Genomic DNA, 16,859 nt, shown 5'->3' with positions numbered 1-16,859 from the left:
CCTACGCCACCGACGATCTGTCGGGCCTTCGCGTTGGCGATCGTGTCAGTCCCGCTGGAAAGGATCAACGGGGTTCGGGCGGGCGGGACTGACGGCAGTGGGAAACGATCACCTTGAGAGCGGAAAGCGATCCCCATCGGGGGCCAGCCATGGCCTGCTCACCCCCACTCATAAACTCCGCCCGGGGGAGACTGTCGGCATGCCTGCCACCAACCCGCTCGTCTCCTCGGCCGAGATCCACGCCTACCTCGTCGACCAGCTCAACGATGTCCTCCGCCGGCCGGGGATGTGGGGTGGGGAGCTCGCCATCCGGCTGACGCTGGACCATCTTCTGTTCGTTGAGGGTCAGCAGGGAGCATGGGACGAGGAGAAGCGCGCCCTGGAGTGGCGCGAGGCGTGGCACCGACCGGCGTGACCGGGGCGTTCGAGGTCTTCCTGCCAACTGCCCACGACGCAAGCATGGCCTCTGTCTACGCAGAGTTCGCGTACCGGCAGGGATGGCTCAAGCTCGACCGGGCGCTGAGCTCGGAGGAGTACGCCACGATGCTTGCCGAGATCGACACCTGGGCCGCCCGACACCGGACATGGCCCGGCGTGATCTCGGCCTTCGGCACGCCGTCAGTGCTCTTCGGCAGCACCAACCCCTACTACGGGAAGACGCTCGGATACGCGACCGCCGACCGCTCCGCGCCCATGCTGTTCTTCCACCGCGCCTGACTCTGGACCACCTCACCGACACGCCCCTCGCCGGACGGATCCTGCGGGTCCTCGCCTGGTACGCCCCCGACCGCATACCCCGCTACCTCCTCGACCCCCTCGCCAAGGAGGCAAGCCTGCCAGCGCTCACCGAGGCGGTCGGCCGACTCCTCGCCTACAACATGATCACCGACAACGGGGACGGCACCCTGAGCGTCCACCGCCTCGTCCAGGTCCTTGCCCGCACCTCCGACGAGCACGACCCCCACCGTCGGATCGAGGACATCGATCGGGACCGCGTATGGGCGACGCACCTGCTCGCGACAGCCCTCCCTGACAGTGCCGAGCTGCCCGCGAACTGGCCCCGCTACCGCGAACTCCTCCCCCACGCAGATGCCCTCACCGGCAAGCATTCGCCAGACCGCGACACCGTCGACACCATCCGGGTCCTCGACCGCACCGCCACCTTCCGCGAGAACCAGCGGGCGCTGACCACTGCCGTCACTGCCCTCCGGCGTGCCCTCGCCGACAGCGAACGCCTCCTCGGCGACGACCACCCCGGCACCCTGATCTCCCGCAACAACCTCGCCCTCGCCTACATGTCCGCCCGCGATGTGGCCCACGCCATCCCCCTGTACGAGAGCGCCCTCGCCGACAGCGAACGCGCCCTCGGCCACGACCACCCCGACACCCTGCTCGCAGACCTCGTCGCCGCCCGCCGCAGCGCCGGCACCGCGGGCGCAGTCGCGGTCGCCGCCTGGCCGCTGCGCTACGGAGTGGTCCAGCACCGGCACCGGCACCGGCACCGGCACCGGCACCGGCACCGGCACCGGCACCGGCACCCGGGAGTATCCGCTGCTGGACCAGGTACGCGCCTGGAGCCCCGACGACCGCGAGCGCGGCGCCACCGCGCACATCAACATCAGCCGGACCCTGCTCCCCGCCGTCTCGCTGCCGTACGGCTGACCCCGCCTGCGTGGGGGTCAGCCGGCGCAGGGCATCGACGCCCACTGGTACGAGCCGTCCTTCCCGCAACCCGCGGGCGTCAGCCGGAGGTTGGTTTGGAGATCACTGTTCAGTGGATCAGAACGTCCTGGACGAAGCAGTCCCGGGGCGGGGAGGTTGCGGCGCGTAGGAACGCGGCCCCGGTCGGGTTCCCTGTACCGCAGACCGCACCTTCGTTCGCGCACGTTGTCCGCATGAAGGAACGGGATGGCTTCGAGCCGCGCGAGAGTTGGGACGAGCTTCGCAAGCTCGACATCGGCCTTCGCAAAGCCGATGGTCGCCTGCGCGTGCTTCCCCGGGTGGAGCCGCTGTTCGGCCTGCCCCCTCGGCCACGAAGGCCTCCGGCAGTGCGCCTCCACCCGGGCGAGTGGGTCCGCTGGCAGCTGAACTTCCGGTTCAGCAGTGCGGCCGGGATGCAGGACTGGACGTACTGGCTGGACACGTTCAACATCGCCTATGGCCCTGCTGACGCCGACCTGTTCTTGTCGGCGCCGACAGTATTCATCGATGAGTGCGGGCCGCTGCGGTAGTCCGACCTGTGGTGACCAGCTGTTGGCTCGTTCTGCTTGGGCCCCGGTCCGCGCGAGGCGTTAGGAGCTGGCGCCGGTCTCGATGATGTTGCCGCCGAAGGAGGTGGGCCGGTCGACGACGGCCGCGCAGAGGCGGGGCAGCTCGGTCTGTCCGAGGTCCTCCCCGCGCAGGCGGGGGTCACTCTGCGGGGCCGTCGCTGTCAGGCACGCCCCTGCTGTCCTTTCGGGCGTGGGGAGGGGAGTGTGACGGCTGTGCTCAAAAGCCGGCTGTATCGAGTTCGAGGCTCAGTGGGGCCGGGAGTTGCAGGAAGGTTCCGAAGGGGTGGGGTCCTTCGACCCGCGTGTAGCCGAGCCGGCCCGGTTGGGAGAACAGGGTGCAGGTGCGTTCCTGCCGGTCGACCAGGAGGTAGACGGGAGCGCCGAACTGCGAGTAGCGCCGCCGTTTGGCGGTTCTGTCGGTTTCACCGTTCGAAGGTGATGTCACCTCGACGACGAGAACGGTCTGGTCCGGGAGGAGGGCTCCCTCCGTCTTCGCCAGCTCGGCGGGTACCACCGCGAGGTCCGGCACGTAGAAGTTCTCCGTGCCGGGCAGGTCGAGGTTCCCGGAGCCGGCGCGGAGGCCGAGTTCGCGCATGCGGGGCCCGATCTGCTCGCGGATCAGATCGACAGCGCTCTCGTGAGCCCATGACGGTGACACGGGGGTGATGACTCCCTCGACGATCTCGACACGGTCACCCGCAATATGCTGAATCGCATACTTCAGGGCCTGCTCCGGGTTCGGCACCCGACTGTAGTCACCCGGGCCGGCATGCGCTGTGCTCACGTGCTGCTCTCCTGTTTGGATCTCAATCCTCAGAGCGGACCAGCGACAGTAGGTTGCTGCGGCCTGGCTGCCACGGCCACAGCACCGGGCCTGCCCCGGCGTGCAGAGGCGTTGGGAGGAGCCAACGCACCCGGTAACGTTACTAGGCATCGCCGCAGGACGTGGGCAGCCCGCGATTCATCGACTCCTTTCGAAACCACCCCCCGCGCCCGCGGAGGTCAGCCGAGCGGGGACTTCCCCGTCGGCATGATCACGGTGTCCTCCCCGCGCCCGCCGGGGTCCCAGCCCAGGCGCAGGATCTGGGACCCTTCGAGCTCGATCTGCCCGGCGAGCAGGGGGTGGGTCCCACCGGCTCGGTCGAGCAGGTGGAAGTGGGTGTGTGCGTCCACGGAGACCACCATGCCTATCTCGATTCCGGGAGCGTAGCGGACCGAGGGTTTTGGGTGCTCTGCCCGGCGCCCTCCCGAAGTGGGCGGCGTCGAGCATCCGCGTCTCGTTGCGCCGCAGCCCGTAGGCGTAGCGGTCCGGCGCGACGACCTCCCTGGCCACCGCGCCCTCGCCGCCGGACGCGAACACGAGCTGAGTACCTGTGTCTGAACCCCCGTTTTGGGTAGCTTGGAGCCCTACCCAGCCTGGGCTGGTGTCCGAGGACGACGGGCCGGTTGGCGAGCGGTGGCGCGAGGGTTGTGGTGTACGGCTGAGGCCGGATGCACCGCCGGGCACGCTGTACTGCTCGGCGGTGTGTCGTTCCAGGCAGTGGCGGGTGGACCAGCGGCCGCGGAAGCGGGTGGCGGCCGAACTGGGCGGGGCCGGCCGGGTGGAGTGCCCGAAGTGCGACGTGTGGTGGGTGGCCGGGGTGGATCGGCGTTCGAACGCCCGGTACTGCTCGCGGCGGTGCGTGATGAGGGCCTGGCGGGCCCGGAGGGAACCGTTCGGCGAACGGTCACAGTGACCGTTGAGCGAACGGCGAGTGCGCTCCCAATCGGTCAAATCTGTTCATCCGCAGGCATGTTGTTGTGATCAGCTCACCGGCAGCCTGACTCTGCTTCCGGAAGCGGGCCGGTTCCTGAAACGGCCAACAGCCGGTCCCTGCCTGCGAGTTGGTGGTGTGATCCACATGGATCAGGAGACCGAGAGGTTCGACAAGGTCGGCAGCTGCTGCCCACGCCGGCCTGCGAGACGAGGACGGGCGGGCGCCCGGAGAAGCACCGGCGGCGCGAGATCGTGGACGCCATTCGCTACGTCGTGGACGCCAGCTGCAAGTGGCGCGCGCTGCCGAAGGACTTCCCGCCTTGGCGGACCTGCTACGGGTTCATGGCCCGCTGGGCCGCGGCCGGCGTCATCGGGCAGATCCGTGACCAGCTCCGCGCCCGGGTCCGCCGCGACATGGGCCGGGCCCCCGGCGCGGTCGCCACGATCATCGACTCGCAGTCGGTGAAGGCCGCCGAGACCGTCGGCAAGGACTCCCGCGGCTACGATGCGGCGAAGAAGATCAACGGGCGCAAGCGGCACCTGGTCGTGGACACCAAGGGTCTGCCGCTGTTCGTCATGGTCACCCCGGCCGACGTCACCGACCGCGACGCCGCGAAGGAAGTCCTGTTCCGGCTCAGGTTGATGCACCCGGAGATCGCCATCGTCTGGGCCGACTCCGCCTACGCGGGCCAGCTGGTCGGCTGGGCGAAGAAGTACCTGAACCTCACGGTCAAGACGGTCAGCCGGCCCAAGAGGCGAAGGGGTTCGGGTCCTGCCCCGCCGCTGGGTGGTCGAACGGTCGCACGCCTGGGTCATGCACGCCCGCCGGCACGCCCGCGACTACGAACGGCTCGTTCAGCACTCCGAATCGCTGATCACCTGGGCCGCAATCACCCTGATGACCAGGCGCATCACCCAGCGGCAGTCTCGCAGATCAGGTCAGCCGGCCTCCCGCGAAGCCCAGCGGGACTGATCGTTCTCGAAGCCGGTCCGCCGACCCACCCCCGCACCGGCCGGAAGAACCGGCCGCCGTCCACTCTGACACGGCCCCCGACGCCTGTCAGGCCGTGCACCACGGTCGGAAGCGATCGGAATCAGGCCTGCCCGTCGTCCGGGCTGTCGTCTTGGCCCACCCGCGAGCGCCAGTCCGCGGCGGCCATCGCCTGCCACCGCACGCCGATCTCGATCTGGGCCGGCGTGAGCCCGGTCAGGTGGAGAGTGGAACGGGCCATCTCGTGGATCATGAGAGCGCGCAGGAACGTTAGGGACTACGAGAGGCTCATCTCCCACAGCGAGGCCCACCTCACTTGGACCTTCATCACGCTCATGACCCGCCGCCTCACCCGGCCTCCACGGCCGCCCCGCACCCCACCCCGTCGAGCCGCCCAGCAAGCCCAAGCAGATGCGCATCCGGATGCAGAAGCCACACACCATCCGCCTCGCCCCCGCCGCCAAGCCGGACGCTGCCCGGCCAGCCGCGAACCGACCCGAACTCTGAACCAGGGCTCGGGTGCTCGCCGGCCAACCCGGACACTCTGAACGGAAGAGGGAGCAGGCAGAGCCTCAGCCCTTGCGGCGCTTGGCAATCACACTCAGAACCACCGGGAGAACCAGTTCCTCCCCCGGGCGACGGCAGCAGTCGGCAGGCCTGTCTTCTTGGCGACACTCTCGGCCATAGGCCCCGTGATCCTGTCGATCGCACCCGACATCAGACCGCCGCCCAGGACGAGGATGGTCGAGCTTCCGCAGGCGTTGATCGCAACGTGTACGGGCGCCGCTTCGACCCACCGTTCGCCGAGCCGCCGGGCGCGGACGCCGAGGACCAGCTCTTGGCCCTCACCGGCCGCGACCCGGCCTGGTCGGCCGATCGTATCTGAGGCCGCCGCGTTGCCCGTCGACGGCCCCGGGCGGATGCGGAAGGTTCAGAACATGAGGTCGTAGCCGGCGTCCTCGTTGGCGCTGAAGTTGGCGTTGCCGGCGGAGTCGGAGAACCGGAGCGTGCCACCGACGACGGAGCCGGTGAACTCCTTGAGCCTGACCCCCTCGTGCGCAACGGACGCGAGCACCGCGATGGCGAGCTCCGAGCCTTCGTCGAACCTGAGCTGGAGCGTGCAGTAGACGTTGTCGGCATCCGTACCGGCGACCATCTTCGTGCAGAGACCGTACGCGGTACCGGGGTCGCTGCCCCTGGCGGCCTTGAAGGTGGCCTTGGTGGCGTAGGGGACACCTACGTCCGAGATCGCGCCGCCCGCCAGCGGCGCCGCCACGCTGTCGATGACGAGGTTGGGAATGACGGCCGCCCTGGTCGAACGGTGGGCATCCGCCCGGTCCTGACTATCCGCCAGTGCCGGCACGCCCATCGCGGCAGTCGCGCCGACCACCAGGGCGGCGACAGCCACAGGGAAGGGCTGCTTGAAGAAGAAGGGTCGTCGCACGGGTTGCTCCAGGGTCGTGACGAGATGGGCCTGTTGGCCGATCCGTATCCGAGCGCACCGTTCGTGGGCGGATCGTGCGCCCCGCGCGGACGGACACGGAGTTCCACTCCAACGAACGACGCTCACTCGCCCGATGGGCGCACCAGGGGGCCGGTCAGCGGTCCAGGAGGGCGGAGGCGGAGGCGGAAGCGATGCCGAGGGCGGTGGCCAGCGTAAGGACGCCGAGGTCCAGCAGTAGGTGCGAGGGGGTGCTGATCAGGAGCCCGCGCCGGGCGTCGACCTGGTAGCTGAGCGGGTTGGCCAGGCTGACCGCCTGGGCCAGCCCGGCATCAGGCGGACCGGGTAGAGCGGCGTTGGAGCCGGAGAGCAAGGAGCCCCGTTCGAATCTTGGCCTGGGGAAATACTGCCCAGATGCTTAGAAACAGGCTCTGAACGCCGTCATCGCCGATCTGGCCCTGCCCTGGAGCTCCGGCGCGGTTGAAGGACACGTCACCCGCATCAAGATGCTGAAGAGGCAGATCGACGACCAGGCCGACTTCGGCCTCCTACGCCGTCGCCTCCTCCTATCACCGTGATCAATCAGCCAAGACCCCTCAATCAACGGCAGAGCCCACAAGTTGAGCCAGAGCCCGAGATGGCGGACATCAGTTGTCCAGCACGTCCGACAACATCCCAGGCCGTCGCTGTTCGAAGGGCGGTGGTGGCGGGTGGCGGCACGCTGCTCGGACGCGCTGTCAGCCGGCCCTGGAGAGGAAGCCCTCTACCGCTGCCGTGAACGCCTGTGGGTCGTCCAGCCAGGGGTAGTGGCCGGCGCCCGGCTGGACGGCGAGCCGCACCTCGGGGAAGAGTGACGCGGCGTCGGCGGCGGACTCGGCGGTGGGCCACAGGTCCACCTCGCCGACGAGGAGCAGCACCGGGCAGGGCAGGGCGCCGAGGCGGCGCCGGAGTTCCCCGGTGTCGGGTGTGTAGTCCTTGTAGTAGTGCTCGCTGACGGGGAGCGCTCGCTGGGCGGGGTCGGCGGCGGCGTGGGCGCGGGCGGCGTCGTCCCAGCGGCCGTACATCAGCGGCTCGAAGGCGAGGCGGTACGGCGCGGCCTCGGCAAAGGTGTTCGCGGTCATCATGTGCCGGTGCGCCGTCACGGCCTCGGTGTGCCAGGGCTCGGCCGCGCGGGAGGCGATCACCTTCTCCACGCCCGTGTCGGAGGGCAGTCCGACGGCGGCGTAGGAGGGGGCGACCAGGGTCAGGCTGGTCAGGCGGTCGGGGTGGGCGGCGGCGTAGAGCATGGCCAGGCTGCCGCCGGCGGAGTGGCCGAGCAGGTCGACGCGGTCCATGCCGAGGTGGCGGCGCAGCGCCTCGACGTCGGCCACCAGGCGGTCGACCCGGTAGGTGGCCGGGTCGGCGGGCGTCGCGGAGGCGCCGGTGCCGCGGGTGTCGGGCAGGATCAGGGTGCGGTGAGCGGACAGGCCGCCGAGGTCGCCGAGGTATTCGGCGGCGCGGCCGGGGCCGCCGGGGAGGCAGAGCAGCGGCGGGCCGTCGCCGAGGGTGCGGAAGGCGAGCGTGGTTCCGTCGTACGAGGTGATGAACTCCATGGCGGGCAGCCTGTGGGGTGGTGGCCGGGTCCGGCTATCGTTCAGCCACAGCTAAACGATCGGAGGGTGGGGCGGGCGTGGCGGTGGAGATCCGGCTCTCGGCGGCCGAGGTGGCCCGGGTGCGGCTCGCAGTGTCGCCGCTGGCCGAAACGGTGCTCGGGGTACGGGCAGCGCTCGGCGTCGGCGGGCACGAGGTGCACCGGTCGTGGGTACGCGAGGCGCAGCCGGTGCTGGCAGCGGAGTCGGAGCTGCCGTTGCTGCGGACGCTGCTCGAAGGCTGCCTGCCGTCGTTCCTGTTCCCGGTGCCGCAGGAGCGCCTGCCGGCGTTCGACACCGAGCTGGCGGGCCTGCGGGCGGCGGACCCTGCGTACGTCACGGCTGAGTGCGCTGCCGCGCTGGGTGCCCGGGCCGGGGAACTGCCGGGGCCGGCAGAGCTATTGGGACGGGTTGCCGATGCGCTGACGCGCTGCCACGTCCGGCTGGTGGCCCCGCACTGGGGGCGGATGCGGGCGGTGCTGGAGGCGGACCTGGCCCGGCGGGCGGTCGCGCTGGTGGACGGCGGGGTGGAGGGACTCTTCGCGCAACTGCACGCCGATGTGGTGTGGCGGGACGGCGAGTTGGTCGTGCACGGGCGCCGCCGCCCGGGCGCGGTGTGGACGGTCGAGGCAGGCGGGCACGGGCTGGTGCTGATGCCGTCCGTCTTCGGCTGGCCCAACGTCATCGTCGACTACTCTCCCCGCGCTGCCGCCTCCATCCGCTACCCGGCCTCCGGTGTCGGGCTGCTCTGGGAGCAGCCCCGGCCGAGCTCCGCTGGCCTCGCCGCCGTCCTCGGCCGCACCCGCGCCGCCCTGCTCGCCGAACTCGGCGAACCGCTGAGCACCCCCGACCTCGCCGCCCGCCTGGGCGTCACGCCCGGCGCAGTCTCCCAGCACCTCGGCGCGCTGCGCGGCGCCGGGCTGGTGACGACCTCCCGCACGGGTCGTACAGCCGTTCACCTGCGCACTCGGACAGGCACGGCGCTCACGGCCCAGCCGTCGGACTGACCCTGGCCCTACCCCTCACGTACCCCCTCCACCGCTGCCCCGCCCACCGCGTTCCGAACCCGCCGTAACCGCCGAGGCCTCGCCCGGCACCGTCCCGCCCCACTGCGTGCCCACCGGAACCGGGCCGGTGCACCCTCACCCGGGTGGCCGAGGACGGATCGGTACTGTGGCAAGGACACCCCGTCGAGAGGCGCCCTCCCCCATGGCCAAGAACTCCGCCGAACCGCGTGCCGTAGCCCGCGGGCCCCTGCTGCAGCTGACCGGCGCCACCCGCTCGTACGGCGAGCGGGAGGTGCTGCACCCCGTGAGCCTGTCGCTGGCCGCCGGAGAGTGCGTGGCGCTGCTCGGACACAACGGATCGGGCAAGTCGACCCTGCTCAGGGTCGCGGCCGGACGCGACGTACCCAGCAAGGGCACCGTGTTCTTCGACGGCATCCCGATGGACGAGAACGATCCCCGGGTCCGGGCCCGGGTGGCGGTGGTCGGCGACACCGTCGCCTGTTACCCCGACCTGACCGTCCGTGAGCACCTGCTTCTGGTCGCGGTTGCGCACGGGGTCGCCGATGCGCCCGACTGGGTCTCCCGGGTACTGGCCGACCGGATGCTCACGGCCCGGGCCGACGCACTGCCCTCCGCCCTCTCCTCCGGGCAGATGCAGGCCCTGCTGCTGGCCTGCGCGCTGGTGCGCCCGCGCGATCTGCTGCTGCTGGACGAGCCCGAGCAGCGCCTGGACCCAGACGCCCGCCGACACCTCGCCGACCTCCTCAGGGCAGAACTGGCCGACGGTGTCGGGGTGTTGCTCGTCACCCACCATACCGACCTCGCCCTGGACGTGGCCGACCGGGTCGTGGTGCTGGAGGACGGCAGGATCCTGAAGCAGGGCGCGACCCGCAAGGTACTGGCGGCGGAGTACGCGGCCCGCACCGCCGCGGACTCGGCGGGTGCCCGGTGACCACCGCCCACCCGGAGGCCGGCCCCGCCGTCGAGGCCTGGACGGACGACGACGACTGGACCGACGAGACACTCGCCCTGCTACGCGCCCTGCGCGCCCCCCACCGACGCAACCGCGCCAAGTCGGTCGGCTTCGCCGTCTACTGCGTGATACTCATCCTGATCATCTGGGGCGGCGTACCCAGCCTCGGCCTGTTCCTGCAGGCGTCCATGGGCGCCGACTACACCGGCCACGGCGGCGACCTGCTCGCCGCAATGCCCGCCGGCATCACCGCGGCCGGGCTGCTCACCTTCCTCCTGCTGGTCCGGGACGGCCTGTGGCGCGGCCCGGTGGTGCCACCCCGGGCGGCGGCCGACTGGCTGCTGGTCCACCCCGTCCGGCCCCGCCCGGTCCTCCGGCCGTGGTTCTGGCTGTCCTGCACCGTGGCCGCGTTCCCCGGCCTGGTGGCGGCGGTCGGCGGCATGGTCGCGCTCGGGCTGACCGTCCGGGCCGGCCTGCCGGCCGCACTCGGCTGGTGCCTGCTCGGAGGGCTCTGCGTGCCGCTTCTGGCAACCTGCGCCGCGTTGGTGGTGGAGCGCGGCGACCGCGCCGCCCGCTGGGTGCGCCGGCTCACCCCGTGTCTCACACTGTTGATCATCGCGCTGGCGGGGCAGAGCGCACTGGCCGTCGCCGGTCACCCGGTGCACTGGCTGGAGCTGGTGGAAATGTGGTCGGGGCCGTGGGGCTGGGCCGCGATCGCCGCACTGGCGCCGACCCCGGCCGCTTCGGCGGGCAGCTGGGTGGCCGCCGCACTCCTGCTGGCGTCGACCGGTGCCGCCCTGGTACTCGCCGACCGGGCCGCTTCGACGGTGCCACTGTCCCGGCTGCGGGAACGGGCCAGGACAGCCGCCGGGGTGCTGGCCGCGCTCCGGACGGTCGAGCTGCGCAGCGCGCGGCTGGCGGTGAACAGCGCCAACGGCAGCGCCCGGCAACGCCGGGTCCGGCTGCCGGCGCCCCGGCGGGCCTGGCTGGTGGTGCCGTGGCGGGACACCCTCGCCCTGCTGCGCTCCCCCGCCCGGCTGGGTCGCGCGGCGGCGCTGGCGGTTCCCGCACTGCTCTGCGCCGTCCTCGCGCACGGCGCCACGGGCGGGTTGGCCTGGCTGGCCACCGCCGTCTCGCTGGTGTTCGGCTACCTGGCCGTCGCACAGTTCCTGGAGCCGGCCCGGATCGAGACGGACGATGTCCGGCGGGCCTCCTGGTCACCGTATCCGTTTGCCGCTCTGATGCTGCGTCATGCAATCGTTCCGACGCTGGCCGGGGTGCTGCTGGGGCTGGCCTGCGCCGGGGCGCTGCTCGCAGCGGGCGCGGGCCCGGCAGCCTGGCTCGCACCGGTTGCCGCACCGGCCCTGGTAGCGGCGGGGCTGGTGAACGCCTGCCGCGGGGTGCTGCGCAAGGACCTGATGTTCTCCCCGGCCCAGGGGGCGGGCGGCGGGACGGGCCCGCTGCTGTTCGCCGCCTGGTACGCGGCCGGGCCCGCCGTGGGGGTGGCGGCGCTGACGCCGATGTTCTCCTCCGCGCTGCGCGGCGGGGCGATCGTGCCGGTCGGCAGGGCCGCCCTGATGGCGGTCGTGGTTGCGGTCCTGCTGCTGCGCTGGGCGCAGGCCAGGGCCGCGAAGATGAGCAAGGCCCGCCCGGGGAGCACTCCGTAGGGGAACGAATCCGAGGACCTCGGTGGTCGTGGGCGAGGTGTGGTCGCTCGATCGTGGCGCCGGTGGCCCGGCCGTGCCGGATCGCGGTAGCGAGGGCGAGTGGCCGTGCCGGATCGCGGTAGCGAGGGCGAGTGGCCGTCGACCCCGTGCGGGCGAAGACGCCGGCCCCGGTGCGGGCGCCGTGCTGTTCCAGGCCGAGCCGGCTTTTGACGGCGCCGACGACCGCTTCGATCCGCCGGCGGACCCGGGCGAGCCGACCGAAGCGGACCGGCTCGCCCTTGCGGTCCGGCCCGCACGAGGTGCAGAAACGATCTTCGCGGTGAGGGGCGTGGGCGGTCGTATGAGGCACGTACCACGCCTGGAGCTCCAGGCGGGCAAGGTCGCCCGGCTCCCCTGACGTGGTCGCTGCATCGACGTGATCAAGGTTGCGCGGTTCCCGAACCCTCCGCTAGCGTGTTCGGCGTCTGTAATCGACACAAAGGGAGTGGCGAGGGCTAAGCGACCTGCGAAGGACCGCGATCAGCAAGTCCGTTGAGGACTGATCGACGGTTGAGAGGGCCGATGAAGGCCGGAGTCGGACACGGGATCCGACCACCCCATCTCCGCTGCTGAAGCAAGCAGTGTTCTTCACCGAGTTCGTTACGCGTACTCCCACTCCGGGCGATTCGCCGCACCGCGGCGCTGCTCCTCGATTACAAGGACTCCTCATGGCTTCCCGCTCGTCCGGGCTGATCACTACTTGCTGCGGCCTGACCTCGACTACGACCAGGGCCTTGCTCTTGGCGCGCTGCTTCACCTCGATGCCGCCCTCGGGACCGAGCACGCATCCCGCTTCCTTTCCGCAGATGGCTTGTGGCTTCAGCGGACCGACGCTCCGCCCAAGAGGGGCCTGGATCCGCAGCGTATTCGGCAGTTCGTGGACCAGCTGTGCTCCTTCGCCGGCGAGTGCGCTGAACTCTTCGCAGCGCTGGAGAACGAGCATTGATTGTTCGTCCTCTCTGAACTTCCTGTCGCCCAGCAGTCCACTTGGCGGCCCTGGCCGTCGGCATGTCGGCGGGCTCTGCCAGCATCACGGTCATGACCGACACTGATGACCTCGTGCAACGCGTCGCCGGCCGGGCCGCATCGGACAACGAGGACCTTCCCGCGCCTGTCGGCGATGCCCAGATTGCGGAGGCCGAGGGGCAACTGGGCTTCGCGCTGCATCCCCTGCTTGCGCGTCTGTACCGCGAAGTCGCTGACGGCGGCTTCGGCCCTGACTACCGACTACTGCCGCTGCTCGGTCCGGGCTCCAGCGTCGCCGGCGAGTACCTGACGCGACGTGAGGCGTCCGTTGGCATGGAGCACCCGGAGTGGCCCGAAGGCGTCGTACCGATCCTGACCTGGGGTTGTGCCATGTACGCAGGCGTTGATTGTCTCAGTGAGGACGGTCAGGTCCTGCTCTTCGAGCCGAACCCGTACAGCGGCGGATCGTGGGATCAGTGTTGGTTCCTCGACTCCGCCAGCCTCGCAGCGTGGCTGGAGACCTGGCTCGCGGGGACGGGCTGGTTCGAGGAGGACGCCTTTGACAGGGACGACCTGGTTGAGCCTCAGCCATGGGACCAGGCAGCAAGCCGACTACCCTCCGGCGCATAGCGGAACACCAACGCTTCGTCCCGTTGGGCCGGGTCCGGCCGGAGTCCGGCGCGGAACCGAGGGCCGGTAGCGGCCTGTCCGCTCCGGCACCCCGGCCTCCATCGGGTTGTGGTGCGCGTGCGCGCGGCTGGAACGACGCGCCAGGTCCAGCGGGAACGGGTTGAGCAGTGGCCCGGATCCGGCATCACGGTGCAAGTCGTAGAACCTGCGCAGCACCGTCCCTGTGTGGGCGGCGGTCGACGGAGCATAGCCGCGCCCAGGCCTCCTTAGGGGATGACCCCGTGGCGTCCCTGACGTGCTGCCGCCTCCCTCTCCGGCAGAACCCTTACGTTCCTGAGGCGACGTCAACTCCCGCCCTCTGCACGTACGGTCCTCGACATGACCGGAATCCGTCGCACAGTCGCAGCGGCAACCCTGCTGCTCGCCCTGCCCCTGTCCGTGGCCGCCGCCGCACCAGCCCTGGCCGCGCCCACGCCCACGCCCGCGGCCGCCGCCGCGACCCCCGTGCCGGCAGGCATCCATGCCGAACTACCGCGCCCGACGGGCCCGTTCGCGGTCGGCCGGGAGATCCTGCACCTCGTCGACCAGGACCGGCCCGACCCATGGGTGCCGTCGGCGGGCCCGCGCCAGCTGATGCTCTCGATGTACTACCCCGCAAAGGCAGGGACGGGCGGGCCGGCCCCGTACATGACTCCCGAGGCGGCCCGCCTCATGCTGGACGGAAAGATTCCGGGCAACACGATCCCCACCGCAGCGGTCGCGGACACCCGGACCTGGGCGAAGTCCGCCGCGCGCCCCGCGCACGGGCGCTTCCCGCTCGTGGTGCTGTCCCCGGGCTTCACCATGCCGCGCACCGAACTGACCAGTCTCGCCGAGGATCTGGCCAGCCGTGGATACGTCGTCGCGCTCGTCGACCACACCTACGAGAACACCGGCACCACCTTCCCCGACGGTAGGACGCTCACCTGCGCGATCTGCGGCCGGATGCCGGAGGGAGGTCCTGAGGCCGTACCCGCAAGCCGGGCGAAGGACGTGTCCTTCGTCATCGACCAGCTGACCGCCCACCCCCACCCGGCCTGGCGCTACTCGCGCATGATCGACGACGACCGGATCGGCATGGCCGGGCACTCGCTCGGCGGCGCGGCGGCCGTACCGGCCCTCCTCACCGACGACCGGATCCTGGCCGGGGTGAACCTCGACGGCACCATGGACATCAAGGTCCCCGCCACCGGACTCGACGGCAAGCCGTTCATGATGATCGGCCACCCACTGGACGGCGAGGAGGACCCCAGCTGGACGGAGAGCTGGCCCCACCTGGACGGCTGGAAGCGGTGGCTGACCGTCGCCGGCGCCAACCACAGTTCCTTCACCGACGTCCCGGTGCTGGCCGAGAAGCTCGGCATCCCCAGCCCTCCCGGCACCACGGTCTCCGCCAAGCGGGGGGTGGAGCTCACCCGGTCCTATGTCGCGGCCTTCTTCGACCTGCACCTGAAGGGCATCGACCAGCCGATCCTCGACGGTCCGACCGCGGACCACCCTGAGGTCAGCTTCGAGTCCTAAGGGTCAAACGGCCGGCAGGCAGCTGACCGAAGCCGTCAACTCCACTGCGAGGAAGCCGTCATGAGTGTCGGCCCGAGCGGCGGGTGAGGGAGATGCAGGCCCATCCGGCGGCGATCAGCAGAGCACCGGCGGCACCTGCCGGCCATCGCCATCCGCCGGGCGAGCCCGTCGGGGGAAGCTCACCCGACGGGCTCGGGGACGGCACCGGCGCGGGGCTGGTCCGGCTCGGCGAGGGGCTCGTGGTCGGCGGGGTCGGCGGGGTCGGCGAGGACGACGTCGGTGAAGGCGACGGCGACGACGACGACGGGGAAGGTGACGACGAGGGCGAAGGCGACGGCGACGGACTGGGCGAGGGACTCGGGGACGGCGAAGGCGACGGAGACGGAGACGGCGAAGGCGCCTGGCAGGCGACCTCCACCTCGCCCAACCGCAGCGCGGTGATGTCGCCCTGGTAGAGCGGCTGTCCTGAGGCGTCGTTGAGGGCCCCGGACACATGGATGTCCAACCAGGCCTCGGCCGTGGCCTGACGGGCCTGCGCGGCAGGGTCCTGGTGCGGTGTCACCACCACGGTCAGCGTGCTCGGCCCGACGTTCGTCACCCCGAAGTCCGCCCCGGTGACCTGGAGGACCGTGGTGCCCAGGCCGACGTTGTTGCCGAGGACGGTGATCTGGCTGCTGTCGGTTCGGTTGTACGCCAGGGCGTACGGGCCGACCGGCGGCGGCACGCACTCCGCGTAGGAGTCGAGCGAGGCCACCGACCCCGCGGACGTCGGGGCCAGCCTGATCAGCCCCTTCTCGTTCAACAGCACCTCCAGCGCGGTCAGCTGGGCCTGCGCGTAGTACTTGGCCGGGTCGGTGGCGGTGCGGGTCGTCATCGTGCTGATCGTGATCCGCTGCAGCATGCCGTCGGGATCGGAGAAGTCCCCGGGGTCGGCGTCCGGGACGGTGGTGCTCACCGCCCTGCCGTAGGTACCGGTGTAGCCGGCCATGCCGATCGCGGGCACGGACTGGTTGGTGAGCTGGACCAGCGTCGCCTTCGCCAGCTCCCCGGGGCCGAGTGCCGCGTTCGCGGAGGTCGAACCCTGCGTCAGCACCAGCACCGCCACCGCGCCGACCGTCGTCCCCGCCACGGCCACCGCTGCGGGGGAAAAACCGCGTTCACGTCGCATCATGAGCCACTTCTTAGCAGCGGCCCGTCACCCTCCGACCGCGCCACGCGCCCGCACCACGCGCCCCTCCTCCATCCGCACCAGCACACGCACAGGCACCGCCAAGCACCCCGCCAAGCTCACGGGACCCGGCGTCAAAGCCCGAGGCACGCCCGACGAGAGGAGGATCCGGTCAGATCATCCGATGGTTCGACACGCCGTCCCGGACCATCCGCACATTGGGCAACCTGCCTCGCCAGAGCTCCCGCTCCCCGGTGAGCTCGAAGCCGTGGTGCCGGTAGAAGCGGACCGCCCTCGCGTTGTACTCGGTGACCCAGAGGCGTACCGGCGTGTCCTGCGCCCAGGCGAGGAACCCGTCCATCAGCCGCTGCCCGATGCCCTGGCCCTGGGCTTCGTCCAGCAGGTACATCGGCCCGAGGGTGACCATCTCGTCCCGGCGGCCGCAGAGGACCCCGACGATCCGGTCGTCGCAGCGGACGACCCGGCAGTAGAGCTGATCCAGCTGCCGCCCGGCCTCCTCGATGAACACCCGCCACTGGCCGATGCCCTCCGCGGTGACGGTGGGGCCGCGGTGCTCACGGATCCACGCCTCGTCGATCCCCGCCGCCGCGTTGGGGTAGGTCTGGATCCACGCCCTCAGCTGCATTCTGCTCACGGCCGCGGCATCGACAGGGTGAGGGACTTCGATCCGATGGAACATGAGGACATCCTGGACGACCGGACGCCGACCGCGTGCCGGCACGCGCGGACGACGGCGACTCGG

Annotated in this window: 18 protein-coding genes and 3 pseudogenes; 12 read left to right on the top strand and 9 right to left on the bottom strand. The window is 71.0% G+C overall.

Annotated features, from left to right (window positions below):
* Positions 1–199: 199 nt before the first annotated feature.
* The gene (locus ACGFZP_RS31255) at positions 200–415 is read left to right on the top strand and encodes a hypothetical protein (RefSeq protein ID WP_392939427.1); all 216 of its coding nucleotides are present in this window, start codon (positions 200–202) and stop codon (positions 413–415) included.
* Positions 416–459: 44 nt separating this feature from the next.
* Positions 460–717 (top strand): hypothetical protein, encoded by a 258-nt coding sequence (locus ACGFZP_RS31250; protein ID WP_392939426.1) that lies wholly within the window; start codon positions 460–462, stop codon positions 715–717.
* Here the strand turns inward: ACGFZP_RS31250 and ACGFZP_RS31245 are convergent.
* Positions 648–1,253, bottom strand: coding sequence for a hypothetical protein (locus tag ACGFZP_RS31245; protein WP_392939638.1), 606 nt, complete (start codon positions 1,251–1,253; stop codon positions 648–650). The two genes, ACGFZP_RS31250 and ACGFZP_RS31245, sit on opposite strands and share 70 nt — an antisense overlap.
* Here ACGFZP_RS31245 and ACGFZP_RS31240 point away from each other — a divergent pair.
* From ACGFZP_RS31240 to ACGFZP_RS31230, 3 genes and pseudogenes are all read left to right on the top strand, one after another.
* Positions 1,185–1,325: pseudogene (locus ACGFZP_RS31240) on the top strand (tetratricopeptide repeat protein); the annotation flags it as partial. The gene ACGFZP_RS31245 and the pseudogene ACGFZP_RS31240 overlap by 69 nt on opposite strands.
* On the top strand, positions 1,309–1,662 hold the full coding sequence (locus ACGFZP_RS31235; RefSeq protein ID WP_392939636.1) for a hypothetical protein: 354 nt from the start codon (positions 1,309–1,311) through the stop codon (positions 1,660–1,662). The pseudogene ACGFZP_RS31240 and the gene ACGFZP_RS31235, both read left to right, overlap by 17 nt.
* A gap of 95 nt (positions 1,663–1,757) precedes the next feature.
* Positions 1,758–2,231 carry a hypothetical protein gene (locus tag ACGFZP_RS31230; RefSeq protein ID WP_392939633.1) on the top strand — a complete coding sequence of 158 codons (474 nt, stop codon included), beginning with the start codon at positions 1,758–1,760 and terminating at the stop codon, positions 2,229–2,231.
* 256 nt (positions 2,232–2,487) lie between these two features.
* Here the strand turns inward: ACGFZP_RS31230 and ACGFZP_RS31225 are convergent, their stop codons facing one another.
* Positions 2,488–3,054, bottom strand: coding sequence for a Uma2 family endonuclease (locus ACGFZP_RS31225; RefSeq protein WP_392939425.1), 567 nt, complete (start codon positions 3,052–3,054; stop codon positions 2,488–2,490).
* Positions 3,055–3,272: 218 nt separating this feature from the next.
* Entirely contained in the window at positions 3,273–3,443 is a 171-nt protein-coding gene (locus ACGFZP_RS31220; protein ID WP_392939423.1) for a hypothetical protein, read from the bottom strand.
* A gap of 766 nt (positions 3,444–4,209) precedes the next feature.
* Between ACGFZP_RS31220 and ACGFZP_RS31215 the strand changes: the two are divergent.
* Positions 4,210–4,945 (top strand): annotated as a pseudogene (locus tag ACGFZP_RS31215) (IS5 family transposase); the annotation flags it as partial.
* Between the two features lie 175 nt (positions 4,946–5,120).
* Here the strand turns inward: ACGFZP_RS31215 and ACGFZP_RS31210 are convergent.
* The 4 genes and pseudogenes from ACGFZP_RS31210 to ACGFZP_RS31195 form a co-directional block, all read right to left on the bottom strand.
* Positions 5,121–5,258, bottom strand: coding sequence for a hypothetical protein (locus tag ACGFZP_RS31210; protein ID WP_392939421.1), 138 nt, complete (start codon positions 5,256–5,258; stop codon positions 5,121–5,123).
* A gap of 690 nt (positions 5,259–5,948) precedes the next feature.
* Positions 5,949–6,461, bottom strand: coding sequence for a hypothetical protein (locus ACGFZP_RS31205; protein ID WP_392939420.1), 513 nt, complete (start codon positions 6,459–6,461; stop codon positions 5,949–5,951).
* A 154-nt stretch (positions 6,462–6,615) separates the two neighbouring features.
* Positions 6,616–6,809: pseudogene (locus ACGFZP_RS31200) on the bottom strand (multidrug ABC transporter permease); the annotation flags it as partial.
* 386 nt (positions 6,810–7,195) lie between these two features.
* On the bottom strand, positions 7,196–8,050 hold the full coding sequence (locus ACGFZP_RS31195; protein ID WP_392939419.1) for an alpha/beta fold hydrolase: 855 nt from the start codon (positions 8,048–8,050) through the stop codon (positions 7,196–7,198).
* A gap of 77 nt (positions 8,051–8,127) precedes the next feature.
* Between ACGFZP_RS31195 and ACGFZP_RS31190 the strand changes: the two genes are divergently transcribed.
* The 6 genes from ACGFZP_RS31190 (at position 8,128) to ACGFZP_RS31165 (ending at position 14,928) form a co-directional block, all read left to right on the top strand.
* The gene (locus ACGFZP_RS31190) at positions 8,128–9,093 is read left to right on the top strand and encodes a DUF5937 family protein (RefSeq protein ID WP_392939417.1); all 966 of its coding nucleotides are present in this window, start codon (positions 8,128–8,130) and stop codon (positions 9,091–9,093) included.
* 202 nt (positions 9,094–9,295) lie between these two features.
* Positions 9,296–10,045 carry an ABC transporter ATP-binding protein gene (locus ACGFZP_RS31185; protein ID WP_392939415.1) on the top strand — a complete coding sequence of 250 codons (750 nt, stop codon included), beginning with the start codon at positions 9,296–9,298 and terminating at the stop codon, positions 10,043–10,045.
* Complete coding sequence (locus ACGFZP_RS31180; RefSeq protein ID WP_392939414.1) at positions 10,042–11,733, top strand: hypothetical protein; 1,692 nt, start codon at positions 10,042–10,044, stop codon at positions 11,731–11,733. Before ACGFZP_RS31185 ends, ACGFZP_RS31180 begins: the two co-directional genes overlap by 4 nt.
* A gap of 739 nt (positions 11,734–12,472) precedes the next feature.
* Positions 12,473–12,718 carry a DUF6000 family protein gene (locus tag ACGFZP_RS31175; RefSeq protein ID WP_392939412.1) on the top strand — a complete coding sequence of 82 codons (246 nt, stop codon included), beginning with the start codon at positions 12,473–12,475 and terminating at the stop codon, positions 12,716–12,718.
* Between the two features lie 92 nt (positions 12,719–12,810).
* Positions 12,811–13,368: an SMI1/KNR4 family protein gene (locus ACGFZP_RS31170; protein ID WP_392939411.1), complete on the top strand. Its 558-nt coding sequence runs from the start codon at positions 12,811–12,813 to the stop codon at positions 13,366–13,368.
* Positions 13,369–13,746: 378 nt separating this feature from the next.
* Positions 13,747–14,928, top strand: a complete 1,182-nt coding sequence (locus tag ACGFZP_RS31165) for an alpha/beta hydrolase family protein (protein ID WP_392939409.1) — start codon at positions 13,747–13,749, stop codon at positions 14,926–14,928.
* 58 nt (positions 14,929–14,986) lie between these two features.
* Here the strand turns inward: ACGFZP_RS31165 and ACGFZP_RS31160 are convergent, their stop codons facing one another.
* Together ACGFZP_RS31160 and ACGFZP_RS31155 are read right to left on the bottom strand one after the other, a co-directional pair.
* Positions 14,987–16,099, bottom strand: coding sequence for a hypothetical protein (locus ACGFZP_RS31160; RefSeq protein WP_392939407.1), 1,113 nt, complete (start codon positions 16,097–16,099; stop codon positions 14,987–14,989).
* 169 nt (positions 16,100–16,268) lie between these two features.
* Positions 16,269–16,742 carry a GNAT family N-acetyltransferase gene (locus ACGFZP_RS31155; protein ID WP_392939631.1) on the bottom strand — a complete coding sequence of 158 codons (474 nt, stop codon included), beginning with the start codon at positions 16,740–16,742 and terminating at the stop codon, positions 16,269–16,271.
* Between the last annotated feature and the right edge of the window lie 117 nt (positions 16,743–16,859).

The organism is Kitasatospora sp. NPDC048239, assembly GCF_043202015.1.
GTDB lineage: Bacteria > Actinomycetota > Actinomycetes > Streptomycetales > Streptomycetaceae > Kitasatospora.
This window is presented reverse-complemented; position numbering and strand designations above follow the sequence as displayed.

Excerpts from the sequence above, each read along its gene's own strand:
- ACGFZP_RS31170 (WP_392939411.1), top strand. The coding sequence starts at position 12,811 with ATGACCGACACTGATGACCTCGTGCAACGCGTCGCCGGCCGGGCCGCA.
- ACGFZP_RS31165 (WP_392939409.1), top strand. The coding sequence starts at position 13,747 with ATGACCGGAATCCGTCGCACAGTCGCAGCGGCAACCCTGCTGCTCGCC.
- ACGFZP_RS31235 (WP_392939636.1), top strand. The coding sequence starts at position 1,309 with ATGTGGCCCACGCCATCCCCCTGTACGAGAGCGCCCTCGCCGACAGCG.
- ACGFZP_RS31185 (WP_392939415.1), top strand. The coding sequence starts at position 9,296 with ATGGCCAAGAACTCCGCCGAACCGCGTGCCGTAGCCCGCGGGCCCCTG.
- ACGFZP_RS31210 (WP_392939421.1), bottom strand. The coding sequence starts at position 5,258 with ATGGCCCGTTCCACTCTCCACCTGACCGGGCTCACGCCGGCCCAGATC.
- ACGFZP_RS31250 (WP_392939426.1), top strand. The coding sequence starts at position 460 with ATGGCCTCTGTCTACGCAGAGTTCGCGTACCGGCAGGGATGGCTCAAG.
- ACGFZP_RS31255 (WP_392939427.1), top strand. The coding sequence starts at position 200 with ATGCCTGCCACCAACCCGCTCGTCTCCTCGGCCGAGATCCACGCCTAC.
- ACGFZP_RS31195 (WP_392939419.1), bottom strand. The coding sequence starts at position 8,050 with ATGGAGTTCATCACCTCGTACGACGGAACCACGCTCGCCTTCCGCACC.
- ACGFZP_RS31160 (WP_392939407.1), bottom strand. The coding sequence starts at position 16,099 with ATGATGCGACGTGAACGCGGTTTTTCCCCCGCAGCGGTGGCCGTGGCG.
- ACGFZP_RS31155 (WP_392939631.1), bottom strand. The coding sequence starts at position 16,742 with ATGCAGCTGAGGGCGTGGATCCAGACCTACCCCAACGCGGCGGCGGGG.